The organism is Candidatus Poriferisodalis sp. (genome assembly GCF_965262965.1).
Taxonomy (GTDB): Bacteria; Actinomycetota; Acidimicrobiia; order Acidimicrobiales; family Poriferisodalaceae; genus Poriferisodalis.
Window position 1 is genome coordinate 3,244,734 of sequence record NZ_OZ253573.1, and the last position, 13,917, is coordinate 3,258,650.

The 13,917-nt window shown below is 65.0% G+C and carries 15 protein-coding genes; 12 read left to right on the plus strand and 3 right to left on the minus strand.

What is annotated here, in order from left to right:
- Positions 1-125 precede the first annotated feature (125 nt).
- Positions 126-761 (minus strand): hypothetical protein, encoded by a 636-nt coding sequence (locus ACQY5K_RS15565; RefSeq protein ID WP_428117064.1) that lies wholly within the window; start codon positions 759-761, stop codon positions 126-128.
- A 16-nt stretch (positions 762-777) separates the two neighbouring features.
- Positions 778-1,920: an LLM class flavin-dependent oxidoreductase gene (locus ACQY5K_RS15570; RefSeq protein ID WP_428117066.1), complete on the minus strand. Its 1,143-nt coding sequence runs from the start codon at positions 1,918-1,920 to the stop codon at positions 778-780.
- Positions 1,921-2,063: 143 nt separating this feature from the next.
- Between ACQY5K_RS15570 and paaK the strand changes: the two genes are divergently transcribed.
- Positions 2,064-3,362 carry a phenylacetate--CoA ligase PaaK gene (gene paaK, locus ACQY5K_RS15575; protein WP_428117069.1) on the plus strand — a complete coding sequence of 433 codons (1,299 nt, stop codon included), beginning with the start codon at positions 2,064-2,066 and terminating at the stop codon, positions 3,360-3,362.
- A 29-nt stretch (positions 3,363-3,391) separates the two neighbouring features.
- On the opposite strand, the gene ACQY5K_RS15580 is transcribed toward paaK, so the two are convergent.
- Positions 3,392-4,573 carry a Fic family protein gene (locus ACQY5K_RS15580; RefSeq protein ID WP_428117071.1) on the minus strand — a complete coding sequence of 394 codons (1,182 nt, stop codon included), beginning with the start codon at positions 4,571-4,573 and terminating at the stop codon, positions 3,392-3,394.
- 436 nt (positions 4,574-5,009) lie between these two features.
- Here ACQY5K_RS15580 and ACQY5K_RS15585 point away from each other — a divergent pair, with 436 nt between their 5' ends.
- The 11 genes from ACQY5K_RS15585 (at position 5,010) to ACQY5K_RS15635 (ending at position 13,766) form a co-directional block, all read left to right on the plus strand.
- Positions 5,010-5,318: an NIPSNAP family protein gene (locus ACQY5K_RS15585; RefSeq protein ID WP_428117073.1), complete on the plus strand. Its 309-nt coding sequence runs from the start codon at positions 5,010-5,012 to the stop codon at positions 5,316-5,318.
- 110 nt (positions 5,319-5,428) lie between these two features.
- Positions 5,429-6,232 carry an HpcH/HpaI aldolase family protein gene (locus tag ACQY5K_RS15590; protein WP_428117075.1) on the plus strand — a complete coding sequence of 268 codons (804 nt, stop codon included), beginning with the start codon at positions 5,429-5,431 and terminating at the stop codon, positions 6,230-6,232.
- Positions 6,129-7,028, plus strand: coding sequence for a vWA domain-containing protein (locus tag ACQY5K_RS15595; protein ID WP_428117078.1), 900 nt, complete (start codon positions 6,129-6,131; stop codon positions 7,026-7,028). The genes ACQY5K_RS15590 and ACQY5K_RS15595 overlap by 104 nt, the downstream gene beginning before the upstream one ends.
- Positions 7,029-7,136: 108 nt before the next feature.
- Complete coding sequence (locus ACQY5K_RS15600; protein WP_428117080.1) at positions 7,137-8,288, plus strand: amidohydrolase family protein; 1,152 nt, start codon at positions 7,137-7,139, stop codon at positions 8,286-8,288.
- A gap of 92 nt (positions 8,289-8,380) precedes the next feature.
- Positions 8,381-9,157 carry a TIGR00266 family protein gene (locus ACQY5K_RS15605; RefSeq protein ID WP_428117082.1) on the plus strand — a complete coding sequence of 259 codons (777 nt, stop codon included), beginning with the start codon at positions 8,381-8,383 and terminating at the stop codon, positions 9,155-9,157.
- A 58-nt stretch (positions 9,158-9,215) separates the two neighbouring features.
- The gene (locus ACQY5K_RS15610; protein ID WP_428117085.1) at positions 9,216-10,280 is read left to right on the plus strand and encodes a hypothetical protein; all 1,065 of its coding nucleotides are present in this window, start codon (positions 9,216-9,218) and stop codon (positions 10,278-10,280) included.
- Between the two features lie 111 nt (positions 10,281-10,391).
- Entirely contained in the window at positions 10,392-11,171 is a 780-nt protein-coding gene (locus tag ACQY5K_RS15615) for a hypothetical protein (RefSeq protein WP_428117087.1), read from the plus strand.
- Between the two features lie 128 nt (positions 11,172-11,299).
- A complete protein-coding gene (locus ACQY5K_RS15620; RefSeq protein WP_428117089.1) occupies positions 11,300-11,818 on the plus strand; it encodes a UGSC family (seleno)protein in 519 nt (172 codons plus the stop codon).
- A gap of 63 nt (positions 11,819-11,881) precedes the next feature.
- Positions 11,882-12,349 (plus strand): VOC family protein, encoded by a 468-nt coding sequence (locus ACQY5K_RS15625; protein WP_428117091.1) that lies wholly within the window; start codon positions 11,882-11,884, stop codon positions 12,347-12,349.
- A gap of 47 nt (positions 12,350-12,396) precedes the next feature.
- On the plus strand, positions 12,397-12,624 hold the full coding sequence (locus ACQY5K_RS15630; protein WP_428117094.1) for a hypothetical protein: 228 nt from the start codon (positions 12,397-12,399) through the stop codon (positions 12,622-12,624).
- A gap of 98 nt (positions 12,625-12,722) precedes the next feature.
- Complete coding sequence (locus ACQY5K_RS15635) at positions 12,723-13,766, plus strand: TIGR03617 family F420-dependent LLM class oxidoreductase (protein WP_428117096.1); 1,044 nt, start codon at positions 12,723-12,725, stop codon at positions 13,764-13,766.
- Positions 13,767-13,917 lie beyond the last annotated feature (151 nt).

Here is a 13,917-nt window from a genome sequence, read left to right on the forward strand (position 1 = left end):
TCGAATATGGGGTTCCACCTCACGCTACCTGTCGGCGCGAATCTGACAGCGACATCGACGATGAGCTGGCGGAGTCGGAGACACCCGCAGTCTCTACAACAGCCAATAGCTCCTTTCAAGTTATTTTATGAATTTTCAATACTTGAGTTGGCGCGTGGGGGTGGGAACAGGGCAACCGCGATTGCTGATCCAATCATGCCGCCGCCGGTGGACAGCACGAGATCGGCGACGGTGTCGTCGTAGGTGAGATCCAGTCCGCCGCCGGCGCCGGTTTCAGCCACGATCCACTCGGCTGCTTCCCAGCCCACGATGGCGAGTGCTCCCAGGCTGGCGCCGAGCAGCCAGGCATCGGCGCGCGACAGGCTGGTCCCGCCGCGGCGGTAGCGCCACGCATGGAACGCACCGACGAGCAGGATCCAGTTGAGCGTGTGCAGCACGTCATCGGTTGCTTCGAACGTGTCGTACACGTATGCCAGATTGCCGAGCGTGTCGATGAGAAAGGGCGCCACGATCAGCACATCCGCGGTTGCGGGGTAGGGCCTGAATCGTCCGCGCCATGCGAGCGGCACCACCACAGCCGAGAGCATGAACAGGGGGAATCGGAACAGCATCCCCTTGCCCTCGAGGTGGTCGAGGGGCACCGCGATCGCCACCACGAAGCACAGCGCCAGCGCAATCTTGAACGCCACCGCCACCGCCACGGCCCGGCGGCGGCTGTCCAACGCCGCCACTCCGGAGCTTGGGCTTGTCGCTTCGGTCACGATGCGGCGGCCCGGTTCAGGAACGGGCCCGAAGAGGGGCGATCACGCCCTCGGCGAACTCGTTCAGCATTGCCAGCTCCTGGTCTTGGGTGAAGTAGCCGACGTGGTGCCACAAGAAGAACTCGGTGACGCCGAACTCCTCGTGCAGCGAGGAGACATGATCGAGCTCCTGCTCGCGGCTGCCGCGCCACACGCGTCCCATCGGCACGACATAGGGCGGAGCGTTGTAGGCCCAGTTGAACAGCTCCTCGAATCCCGCGTACAAGTCGGCGCCTTCGGCCGGCGTGCGGCCCATCGTGAGATGACCGCCGATCGCCAGCGCATCGGCCGCTGTGGTATCACGCCCCGAGTTGTGAGCCTCTTCGAGATAGATGTCGAGCGCTGTGCCGATGAAGCTCTGCCGCTCGGGGGCGACGAAGCTGACCATCTTGCCGCCCTCTCGGGCCCAGAACTTCGACGTCTCCATGCTGTAGCTGAACGGTGCGTACACCGGCGGGTGCGGCTGCTGCAGCGGCCGGGGAACGATGCCGATCTCGCGCAACATCTTGTTCTCATCGACCGCAGTCGGGTCGAAGTCGTCGGTGGGTGGAAAGTGCCACTCCATCTCGGGCGGGGCCTGCCAGAATTCGCCTTGTATGGACACCTTCTCCTGGGTCCACAGCGACTTGACGAGGTGCCAGTTCTCATAGAGCGCCCGGCGGTTGCGCTGGTCCAGCTCTGACTTGTCGGATTCGGTGGACGTGATGCCCAAGTGCTGGCCGAAAGTGCCTGTCCAGCGGGGAGTGTTGCCCCGCGAGAACCCCACAAAGGTCCGCCCGCCGGTGAAGTGGTCGAGCATGGCGATGTTCTCGGCAAGCTGGATCGGATTCACAGCCGTGAGGTTCATGCCGAGCTGCCCGACGCGCATCCGCTCGGTGTGCTGGGCCACGAAGTAGTCCCAAAACAGCGGGTTGGTGGTGGTCTCGATGCCCTCCACCTGCAAGTGCTGCTCGGTCATCGCAAAACCGTCATAGCCCACCGACTCGGCGAACTGCATCTGAGTCCGCACATGGTCCATGAGGGTCTGCCAGCGCTCTGGCATCGATCCGGCGAGGCCGATCTGCTCGCCGCGACGGCGCATGTAGGGCACCACCAGGATCGTGAAGCGAAAGTCGGTCATCCGGATTGAGGGTCCTTTCGGCGCGCGGCGCTCGGCGGGAGCGGGCGCACAGACTGCAACACTAGGAAACTGACTGGCTCAGCAATCGCCCAGCTTGTCGACTGACCAACCCGGCACCACCCAATCGCGTAAGGAACCGCTACATGGCAAAGTTCGAACCCATTGCGGGACGGGGCCTTCATCCCATCGAGAACGCCCCGATCCCGGAAATTCGAGCCCTCCAGCTGGAGCGGCTGAAGTGGAGCTTGGCCCATGCCTATGCGCATGTGCCCACGTACCAGCAATTGTTCGACGAAGCGGGCGTGCATCCATCAGATCTGCACAGTCTCGAGGACTTGCATCGGTTCCCGTTCACCTCGAAGAAGGAGCTGCGAGACAACTATCCCTTCGGGATGTTCGCGGTGCCCCGATCCCAGGTGTTGCGGGTTCATGCCTCCTCGGGTACGACCGGCAAACCGACCGTCGTGGGTTACACCCAGTCGGACTTGGACATGTGGTCCCATGTCTTCCAACGTTCACTGATGGCGGCTGGTGTGCGGCCCGGCGATGTCGTCCATGTCGCGTACGGCTACGGCCTGTTCACGGGTGGGCTGGGCGCGCACTATGGCGCTGAGCAGTTCGGCTGCACGGTGGTGCCGGCGTCGGTGGGCCAGACGGCTCGACAAGTGCAGCTGCTCGTGGACTTCGACGCCGATGTGCTGTGTGCGACGCCGTCGTATGCCCTCGTGGTGGCCGACGAGTTCCGCAAGCAGGGCATCGACCCCGCGTCGACCTCGCTGAGGGTCGGCATCTTCGGCGCGGAGCCGTGGTCGGAGGCGATGCGGGCCGAGCTCGAGGACGTGTTCGGCATCGACGCCGTGGACATCTACGGCCTCTCGGAGGTCATCGGCGGCGGCGTGGCGAACGAGTGCGTCGAGACGAAGGACGGTCCGACGATCTGGGAGGACCACTTCTATCCCGAGATCGTCGACCCCGATTCGGGCGAGGTACTGCCCGAGGGCGAGACCGGCGAGCTGGTGTTCACGTCGCTGACCAAGGTTGCGATGCCGGTGATCCGGTATCGAACAAGGGACATCTGCTCATTGCAGCCCGGCACGGCTCGTTCCATGCGTCGCATGGGAAGGGTTGCTGCCCGCACCGACGACATGCTCATCATCCGCGGTGTCAACGTGTTTCCCAGCCAGTTCGAGGAACTGGTGTCGTCGAACCCCCACCTCACGCCGCACTTCGTGCTCGAGGTGCACCAGCGCGGCCGCCTCGAAGGCATCACTGCCGTCCTGGAACCGAAGCCCGATGCTGGCGATCACGAAGCGATCGCCACCGAATTCGCCAGCACCGTGCGCCAGCGCATCGGCATAGCCGTGGATGTGCGCACGGTGGCGCCGGAAACAATCGAGCGCTCCGCGGGCAAGGCGATGCGCGTGCGCGATCTTCGAGACTGACCGGCTTCAGCGCGAGTGCCGTTACGGCTCTACAACGGCTCGGTCCCCTCTTCGAGAACGGCCAAATAGCCCGAGTACACAAAGACGCGATTGCGACGTTGCCCGGTCACTTCGGAGACGATGCCGAGATCGCTGAGCCGCGTCAAAGCGTTGTTCACAGCGGGCCATGAGAGGCCGGCGAGATGGGCACTGGTTTCGACATTGAGAACAGGTCGTTGCATCAGTGTCGCGTGAACTCGCAGCGCCGAGCCCGCCGCCTTGCCCGTGTGCTGCTCGATGACGTTGCGATCGTCCCCCGCCATCGCTTCGAGGCGTTGCGTCGTGCTGAGCGCGGCTTCAGCCGTTGAACGGATGCCTTCTAGGAAGAACAGCAGCCACGCATGCCAGTCGCCCTCCAACCGCACTCGGTTCAGCATCTCGTAGTAATCCGACCGGTTCTGCTTGAGGTACAGACTCGGGTAGAACGCCAGCGTTGACAGCACATTGCGGTCAAGCAGCAGAAGCGTGATGAGCATGCGGCCGATGCGGCCGTTGCCGTCGAGGAAGGGGTGGATGGTTTCGAACTGCACGTGTGCGAGGCCGGCGCGCAGCAGTGGAGGGAGGCCGTCGTCCGCATGCAAGAACTTCTCCAGGTCGGAGATCGCCTTCTGCGCCTCAAGTGGCGGCGGCGGCACGAATGCTGCAGTGCCGGGCCGCTTTCCGCCGATCCAATTCTGAGAGGTGCGGAACTCGCCGGGGTGCTTGTCCGCGCCCCGCCCGGTGGACAACAGGATCCCATGAGCTTGTCGCAGCAGCCGATTGCAGAGCGGGAGACCTGACGGGTCCGTTATTTGTGCGGCAGCGTGCTCGATTGCGGCGACGTAGGTCGAGACTTCCATGACATCGTCGAGTGGCACGCCCGGCGCCGCATCGAGTTCGTGCTGCATGAGATCGGACAGCGATGACTGTGTCCCCTCGATCTGCGACGACAGCAAAGCTTCCTTGCGGATGTACGAGTAGATGAGCAGGTCCTTGTTGGGGAGGTAGCGGATCGCTCCGTCGAATCGGCCGAGCGCTCGACTTGCCTCGTCGAGCGCCGTGATCAGCGGCCCGTCGATCTGCAGCGGCGGGTCGGGTGGCAGCGGTGCAGGCACGAACGCCCGCACTTCCTCGCCGCCGACTGAGGTGATGACGTATTCGCCGGCCGGGCTGCGGAGTCGAGTTGTGGACATGCGATGCCCCTCTTGTTCGTCTGCGCTGGGACCCGTGCTGTGTGGCGCATCGTTGGCGCCGCACGGACTCAAACAACTCGCCCCTACGATAGCCAGTATTAAACGTTGAGGCTGAATGTTTGTTTGTGTGCGTATTTTTCTTGCGTTGTCAAACTGTGCGAGATAACGCAAACAGCTATAAAGCTTGAGGCCACAACATTGGATAAGACTGCGGTGACGGGAACGACATCCAAGCCCGTTTCGTGGGTTGCGCCCGTGCAGACACGTCACTTGACCTCGCTCATCCCTGTGTTGTGGGTGGTCAGGTCACGACGTGGACCCGTAGGTGTGCGTGACTTGCGAGGCCGCGCTGCTTTGCCGCGCGCTACGGTGCGGCGGCCGAACGACGCTTCGTCGTGCAGGCAGCTCTGAGCACGAGGCGTCGAAGGAGACAGTCATGAGCTTTGTGGAGATGCGGCGGTACCGGCTCAAGGTTGGGGCGGCGGATCGCTGGGTGAAGATCTACAAGGAGAAGGGCTACGAGGCGCAGCGCAAGTACCTCGGCGAGCCCGTTGGGTACTACACGATCGGCGTCGGTGATCTCAACGACATCATCCACATGTGGCGCTACGACACGCTCGAGGAGCGGGCGGCCAAGCGCAAGGCGCTGTTCGAGGATCCTCAGTGGCTGGAGTTCGTGGCCGAGATCGCGCCGCTGGTGGAGACGCAGGAGAATTCGATCCTGCACAGCATCCTCGACGACTGACGCCGAGATCCTTGGGGCCTGGCCCCGCCAGACTTGGCCGACTGCCGACAACCGGTTGACGGCCGGTTGGCAGACTCCTCATTCACGACCCGACGCGGGAGCGAACGCTGATGCCGAACAAGATGATGGATATCTGGTCTTCGGGAGCCGAGACGCTGGGCACTTGGCTCTCGATGGCTTCCAGCCATTCAGCCGAGATCGCCGGGCGCGCCGGCTTCGACTACGTCTGCGTGGACATGCAGCACGGCGTCGCCGACTACCGGGTTGCGGTGACGATGATGCAGGCCATCGAGATGGGCGGCGGCACGCCGATCGTGCGCGTGCCGTGGAATGAGCCCGGCATCATCGGCCGGGTGCTGGATGCAGGTGCCCGCGGGGTGGTCATTCCGATGGTCAACTCCGTCGCAGAGGCCCAAGCTGCGGTCACCGCCTGCAAGTACCCGCCGCTTGGCGCCCGCAGCTTCGGCCCGATACTCGTGGCGGCTCGCGCAGCCGCGGGCGAGAACTACTTCGAGGTGGCGAACGCCACCACGGCCTGCATCCCCATGATCGAGACCCGGCAGGCAGTCGAGGCGCTGGACGACATTCTGGCGATCGACGGCGTGGACGCGATCTACGTCGGCCCCGCCGACCTGTCGATCAGCTATGGCTATGGCCCCGGCTACACCGATGACCACGCCGACTACAAGGCGGCGCTGGAACATATCGCCGAGCGGTGCGCAGCCCATGGCGTTGTTGCCGGCATTCACTCGACGGCGGCGCTGTCGGCTGATCGCCGCGGCAAGGGCTTCCGGATGCAGACCATCGCTGGTGACGCTGCGGCACTCGGCCGCGGCATGGCCCGCGACCTGCGCACTGCCCGCGAGTCCGGCACCGGCGCCGCCGACTCTGGCGCCGATTCCAAGATCTACTGACACCTCGGGCGCTGCCCGTTCAACCTCCCCTGGGCGCCTTGGAATTCATTCCCGACTGAGTTGCATTCGGCGCGGTCTGCGAGATGGCGCGTCGGCGGGCGCCAAGAAGGGATCGGCTTCAGACCGGTCGAAGGTATGGATTCTGCTCGACCGTTCAGGTTCGATGAACGGGCTGGAAATCGCTGTCGTCAGGGGAGTGAACCGGTTCATCGCCGAACAGGCGGCTGAGCCTGGCAAGTGCAAGCTGACGATCGCTCAATTCGATTCGACTGATCCATTCGAAGTGCTCGTCGACGCAGTCTCGGTGCAAAAGGTCGAGCCGCACGCGCTGGAGCGGTACCAGCCACGAGGCCTGACACCGCTGTTCGACGCTGTCGGATCGTTGATCGGACGGGCCGACCGGCGGATGAAGCAGCGGAGCAAGGCCGACAAGAAGCCGGAAGATCAGACAGTCGTGATCGTGACCGATGGCTACGAGAATGCCAGCACTGACTACTCCGCCGCCGACATCCATCAGCTGATCAACGCCAGGCGCGAGCAGGGCTGGGCGTTCGTGTTCATGGGCGCCAACCAGGACTCCTACAACGAGAGCGCCCGCTTGGGGGTCGATCCGCGCAGCGTGCAGAACTACGAAGCGTCCGACGAGGGCGTGGACGAGGCCTTCGTCTCATTGAGCCGAGCTCAGCGAGAACGACGCTCGATGTCTCCCAGCGAGCGTTCCGTGCGCAGCGACGACTACTTCGGTGGCGTCCGCGAGGCCGAGGAAGCGATGCAGCGCCGCGGTCGGAGGGACTAACCCGTCCGGTCGAAACACGGGCCCGTCCGATCGTTGCGCCAGGCCGGCCCGGTCGCGGCTCGCAACGGCAAAGTACGCTCCGCGGCGGGGCCAGACCAGGAGGGGAACGTGGACGTCGACTATCCGATCATTTCCGCCGACTCGCATATCGCGGAGGCGCGTACTTGCTACACGGACTACATCGATCCGAAGTGGCGTGACGTGGCGCCGCACGTCGAGTGGACCGAAGAGCGTGGCGACGTGTACGTCATCGACGGCATGAAGCGCACCATCGACATGGGGCTCATTGCCGCGGCTGGCCAGAAGCCCGAGGAGCTGAAGCGGAACGCGACCTACGAGGAGTTGCCGCGCAGCAGCTACGACTCAACAACCCGCACCGCCGACCAAGATCGAGACGGTGTCTCAGCCGAGGTGATCTACCCGTCAGTCGGCATGGTGCTGTGCAACCACAAAGACCCTGACTACAAGAAGGCGGCGATGGACGCCTACAACCGGTGGATCACCGATTACTGCTCGGTGGACACCGACCGCCTGCTGGCGGTGGGGCAAACGGCGTTGCGCTCGGTGGAGGAAGCCATTGACGACATCGTTGCGATGTCAGAAGTCGGCATGCGCGGCGTCATGATGTCGGGCAATCCGCACACCGAGTTCGACTTCGACGACCCCCGCTGGGACCCGTTCTGGCAAGCCGCCGTCGACCTGGGCCTGCCGGTGTCGTGGCACATCCTCACGAGCCGCGGCCAAGGCCGGACACGCGGCCCGAAGGCCAACGCCTTCATGACCATCATCCGGGCCAACCAGGACATCATGGGCACGCTGGTATTCGGCGGCGTGTTCGAGCGCAACCCCGGGCTGCGGGTCGTCTGCGTGGAGGCCGACGCTGGCTGGGTGCCGCACTACATGTACCGGATGGATCACGCTTACAAGCGCCACCGTTTCTGGCTGCCGCCGGGACAGGAGCTCTCCAAGCTCCCCAGCGAGTACTTCAGCGAGCACATCTACACGACGTTCCAGGACGACTGGGTGGCGTTCAAGATGGTCAACGACGTCAACCACCGGCGGCTGCTGTGGGCGAACGATTTCCCGCACTCCGACAGCACCTGGCCGTGGAGCCAGGAACTGCTCGACGAACACTCAGCGCACCTCACGCCCTCCCAGACGCACGACATCCTTTGCAACAACAGCGCCGAGCTCTACGGCATCGACTTGTCGAGACTGCCTGTCGGCGGCGATCGCCTCGCAACAGCCGCTGCCGCCTGAGCGAAGCGCCTCAGAGGGCGTTAATCAGAGGGGTACGGTGGACAGCGTGCGCCGCGTGCGCACATCCTGCGAACGAGGAGCCCTCAGCAGCTATGCAGAGCCACGAAGTCGACTACGAAATCTTCGGCGACGACATGCAATTCGTCGAAGTCGAGCTAGACCCCGGCGAGACCGTCGTGGGCGAGGCTGGCGCGATGATGTTCATCGAGGAAGGCATCACGTTCGAGTCCGTGATGGGGGACGGATCCGAACCCGATTCGGGCATGTGGGGCAAGCTGAAAGGCGCCGGCAAGCGCGTCATCTCGGGCGAGTCGTTGTTCCTCACGCATTTCACCAACACCGGCGCTCGGGGCAAAGCCAGGGTGGGCTTCGCCGCCGGCTATCCGGGGAAGATCATCCCCGTCGACCTGGCGCAAATGGGAGGCGAGCTCATCGCCCAACGCGATGCCTTCCTGTGCGCGGCCCTCGGCACCAAGCTCGACATCGCTTGGCAGCGTGGCGTCGGCACAGGGCTGTTCGGTGGTGAGGGCTTCATTCTTCAGCGTCTCTCCGGCGACGGTATGGCCTTCTTGCACGCAGGCGGCTCGATCAAGGCCATCCAGCTGAACGATCAGACCATCCGGCTCGACACCGGCTGCCTCGTGGCGCTTCAGCCCCAGCTCAATTACACGATCGAACGGGCAGGCAATCTGAAGTCGATGTTCTTCGGCGGCGAAGGCCTGTTCCTCGCGACTGTGTCGGGCACCGGCTGGGTGTGGCTGCAGTCGCTGCCGTTCGAACGACTGGCGTCTCGGGTGCTCGCCAACGCAGCGGGACCGATGTCGGACGACTCACGCGGCTTGCTCTCGGGTCTGTTGGAGCGCAACTAACGCCGCACAGCGCTCTCACCGGCTGTCCGGTTCGTGTAGTCGCCATAGGGTCACGGCCATGCAGCTGATGTCGGGCCGTATCAACGTCGACGACCTTGCCGACGCGCAGGAGGCGTATCACTCACGCGGCTGGACAGACGGCCTGCCGGTGGTGCCCCCCACCGCCGACGCAGTGGCGGCTTGCTTGGAGTGGGCGATGCTGGCGCCGGACCACCTCATCGGCATCGAGCCCGTGAGAGCCCGAGCAATCACCGCAGAGAAGGCCGCCATCAACGCCGTGATGGCGGGCTGCCTGCCCCCGCACTTTCCGGTCGTGGTCACTGCGCTCACCGCCATGCTGGAGCCGGAATTCGGCCTCCACGGGCCAACGGCCTCCACCGGCGGCTGCGCCGTGCTGCTGATCGTGAACGGCCCCATCAGGCGCGAGCTGGCGATGGATGCCACCTTCAGCGTGCTCGGGGGAGCCGACCGGTCGCGAGCGGTCATCGGCCGGGCGGTGCGCCTCGTGCTGGCAAATGTGCTCGACGTGCGGCCGGGCGGCATCGACCGCTCGACGCTGGGCCACCCCGGCAAGCTCGGTTACTGCATCGCCGAGGACGAGGAAGCAACCGGATGGGTGTCGCTGGGCGACCAGCGGCTCGGAACCACGATCGCAGAGCGCGCCCAAGTGTCGTCGGTGACGGCGGTGGCCTCGATGGCGCCGCGCCAGATCATGAACGAGTGGACGACCGACCCGGCCGAGCTGTGCGAAACCATCGCCGCCGAGACCAGGGCCAACCAGCTCAACTACTCCATCTGGCCCGGCAACTACGTCGTCGTGGTGCCACCGCAGCTGCGGACTCACTTCGACAACGCGGGCTGGACAAAGGCCGACATCGCACAGTGCGTCTTCGAACGCGCTCGGGTGCGCCGCGGTGACTGGGCTGGCGTCGGCAAGGGTGCCGTCGTCAAGGACCGGGCCGATCGCGAGTACCCAGCGCTTGAAGCACCGCAGGACCTCCTCGTCGTCGCCGCGGGCGGACCGGCGGGCGGTTTTGCTGCGGTGATCCCGCCGTGGCTGGGCACCCGCAGCCGTGCCGCCACAGTTGCAGTCGGGGCATGCGTGGACTGCGAGATCCGCTAGAGGCCGAGCAATCATGCCGATCGACGAGCAGAAGCTCATCGGGTGTTCGGTACTGAAGCGAATGCGACAGGGCGTGACCGGCTGGGCCGCGTTCCGCGTCAGACTGGCGTCGTGAGCTCTATGGGCGTCCCAGGTGCCGAACATCGACCATTCGAGGGCTTGTTCACGGAGTTGCCGGCGAACTACCTAGCGTCACTCGAGGACTACCACCGGCTGGCGTTTGCGGTGCTCGGCGAAGCCCGGCGCATAGCCACGGATCGATTCGGTCTTCGCAGCCTGACCGAAGGGTTCGGAACACCGCTGTTCGAAGTGCAGATGGCTCGAGCGGGGGAGATGGAATGCCGTGTGTGGATCGTCGGCGATCAGCTCTTCGCAGACGAGGCCGGTACCCAGCGCAGTGCTCACATCACGACGCTGCGGGCGGCAGCTTCCTTCGTCGGGATCGAGCCGGGCACGCAAGCGCGTGAGCACGACAGTCCGGAGTTGGGCGACGTGGACCGATGGCTGTCGGTGAGCCCTGCGATGGGCCACCATCTGTCGCGTTGGTTCCGGCTCGGCAAGGCGGTACTGGAGGAGCTGTGCACAGCCCCTGGTGCCGTCAATGCCGACGAGGTGCAGCTGTGGCCCGGACACTTCGACATCGCCACGTCCATCGGCGATGCCGATGCAGGCACCCGCGCTACCTACGGCCTGTCGCCGGGAGATCCGACCCACACGCATCCTTACGTGTACGTCGGACCCTGGGCAGATGTGGACCGCTCGGATCCGTACTGGGGCGACCCGGCCTTCGGAGGCGCCTCGCTGCAGTACAGCCAGATCATCTCCGCAGCGGATCCTGCCGCTGCGGTCCTCGACTTCCTGATTGCCGGGTTCGAGCGCGTCAGCACTTGAGCCAGCCGTCCTGTCTGATCGGCTGCCCACTCGGCTGCGAACCCATGGCAGCATGTGTGCAATCAAGCGCTTGCGTCGTGCCAGGTCGCGCCGCCGCCGCCACACCCAAACAGCGCCGGGAGGTTGTCGTGGAATTGCTGAATCCGACCCACGAACAGAACGCTGCCGGCTTCGCCGCACCGGCCCGGTTGGCCACCTTGAAGGGCACGACCGTAGGCGTGATCTCCAACGGCAAGGAAAACACCCGGCCATTCTTCGATCACGTCGAACGGCTGCTGCGCGACCACCACGGCGTGGCAAAGGTCATCCGCCGCACCAAGACGAACTACAGCGCACCCGCGCAGCATGAGCTGCTGGCCGAGGCGCTGGGCTGGGACGCCGTGCTGGCCGGGGTGGGCGACTGAGGCAGCTGCTCGTCGTGCAGTCTGCACGACGCCGTTGCCGCCGAGCGGGCCGGGGTGCCCGCAGTCAGCGTGATGACAAGTGCCTTCGTCGATGCGGCTGAGCTGATGGCGCGCGTGCAAGGCGTGCCGAAGCACCCCTTCACGGTGATCGAGCATCCCCTCTCCAGCGCCGACGAAGCGGGGCTGGCTGCCCGTGCCGAGGTGGCCGTTGCGCAAGCCGTCGAGGTTCTCCTCGCCCGGTAGCGTCGCGCCGCAACTCCGCTCGCCCCGATCTGCCGGGCGCGCACGTCACTGGAGCAATTGGCCATGGTGCAACCCATTCCCGACGACTATCCCCGCATTTCGGTCGCGCTGAGCGTCGACGGCGGCGCCGACGCGATCGCCTTCTACACCGAGGTGCTCGGCATGGCCGAGCGCATGCGAATTCCTATGGGCGACAAGATCGGCCACTCCGAGCTGACACTTGGCGACTCGCTCATCATGGTTGCTGACGAGTTCCCCGAGATGGGGTTCGGCTCGCCAAAGCGCTTGGGCGGGACGCCGGTCAACATGAGCGTGTACGTCGAAGACGTCGATGCAACATTTGGGGCAGCGCTGGCCGCCGGGGCGACTGAAGTGCGACCCGTCGTCGATCAGTTCTACGGCGACCGCTCCGGCACGATCGAGGATCCGTGGGGCCATCACTGGCACATCGCGACCCACGTCGAGGACATCGACCCTGATGAGATGGCTCGACGGTCCGACGCCGCGATGGCCGAGATGTCAGGCGACTGACGGGCCCCAGATCGAGCTGAGCCCCGACGCGAGTTCCCGGCGCGATCTTGACCCGTCTTGCTGCGGGTGCATTCGTCGTGCAGATGATCTGGGCGTACTTCGACGTTCACGCCCCGAACGGCATCTGGCCACACATCTTCCCGGCAGGCGCAGGCTTCGGCGGCCACGGAGGCGAGGTGCCGCTGCTGTGGTTCGCCATCGCCGGGATCATCGGTGTCCTGGGTGCCCGTAAGTACAGCCTCGAGCGCAAGCTCCTCGGACGCGAACTGCTGTAGCCACTCCGCTGCGCCCCCTGTAGCTCGCACGGGCACCGCAGCGCGGGCCGCCCTGCTGCGGCAAGATGCTGCGGACTGCCACAGAAGGGACGCAGCACGTGACGACGACACACAACACTTCGCAGCCGTCGCACCGCATTGACGGGGCGACGACGGCCTCAACGCCGGGCGGCTGCGCGGACGAAGCAGCTCAGTTCGAGGAGATGGGCCTGTCGGCGGCCTGGTCGTTCGAGGCATCGCACGATCCGTTCCTGCCGCTGGCGCTGGCGTCGGAGCGCACCGAGACCATCGAGCTGGGTACAGCGATTGCTGTGGCCTTCGCCCGCAACCCGATGACCTGCGCTGTGACGGCATGGGACCTGCACCGGATGAGCGGCGGGAGATTCATCCTCGGCCTTGGCACGCAGATCAAGCCACACATCACCAAGCGATACAGCGAGCCCTGGTCACGCCCCGCCGAGCGGATGCGGGAGTACATCGAGGCGGTATGCGCCATCTGGCACACCTTCGAGACCGGCGAGCGGCTCAACCACCGCGGCGAGTTCTACACCCACACCCTCATGACGCCGTTCTTCAATCCGGGCCCGATCGACATGGATCCCCCGGCGATCTACGTCGCCGGCGTCGGCCCCCGCATGGTCGAGGTGATCGGCGCCGCCGCTGACGGCTTCTTCGTCCATCCCTTCCACACGGCGCAGTTCATGAACGACGTCACGCTGCCGGCGCTGGCTGCGGGTGCGACCTCCGCAGGGCGTGACATCGGCGATGTCACCGTTGCCTGCCTGACCATCGTCGCGATGGGGGAGAACGACGAGCAGATCGACAAGGCGCGTCGATCGGCGGCCGGGCAGCTTGCGTTCTACGGATCGACGCCTGCCTATGCGGGTACGCTCGACCACCACGGCTACGACGGGCTGCAGCCCCAGCTCAACACGCTGTCCAAGCAGGGCAATTGGCGAGAGATGACCGATCTCATCGACGATGATCTGCTCGATCTCGTCGTCGTGTCCGGCACCCCGTCGGAGGTGGGCAGCCAGATCGCGCAACGCAACACCTTCGCCGACCGCACGACGATGATGTTCTACGGCCCCACCCCGTCCAGCGAAGCAATCGCAGAGGCAGTCGCCGTCGCCAGCGCGTGATTCGGACGAGCGTTGACGCGTCGGCAAATTCCGTGCAGTACTCAGCACTAGCCAAAATTCTGGAACGTCCATGGTGTCTGTCCCGAGCGCAGTGCCCATAACGCACCTGCACAACGAGTATGACCTGACGTTTCGCCTCTTGGCCGATCCC